At 34.1% G+C, this 431-nt stretch carries 1 pseudogene; it reads right to left on the bottom strand.

Features of this window, described 5'->3' with window-relative positions:
- Positions 1-431: pseudogene (locus DVK06_RS18070) on the bottom strand (FKLRK protein); the annotation flags it as partial.

Below are 431 nucleotides of genomic sequence, written 5' to 3'. Positions count from 1 at the left end.
TTTGGTGCCTTACGTTCAACTTTCTTTTCACCTAATGGATAAAACCAAGTGATTGGGAAATCATTAGTATCGAAACCAACTATTTTATCACCATATAACTTGTAGTAAGCGGGTGTATTTTCCATTCTTTCATCAAACTCACGATCCGCTTTTTGTTCAGGTGTTTCTTCAATATCAATCTCTTTTGAAACAAACTCATTACTTAACAAGTCACCAGTAATTGGATCAACTACTGCGAAGTTAAGCTTTTCTCCATTTTGTAATCTAAACCCAGCACCATGTGAGTCAAAGTTAAATTCACCTTATTCATTAACTTGTAAATCAGGGAACAATTGTTCTTCACCCAGTTCTGAATATACTTTCACTACTGCGTTTGCGAATTTAGTCTTCCCTTTAATTACTTTAGTACCTTCTTTATCAAGAATACCTTT

Origin of the sequence: Halorubrum sp. Atlit-28R, assembly GCF_003665955.1 — an archaeon.
Lineage (GTDB): Archaea > Halobacteriota > Halobacteria > Halobacteriales > Haloferacaceae > Halorubrum > Halorubrum tropicale.
This window is presented reverse-complemented; position numbering and strand designations above follow the sequence as displayed.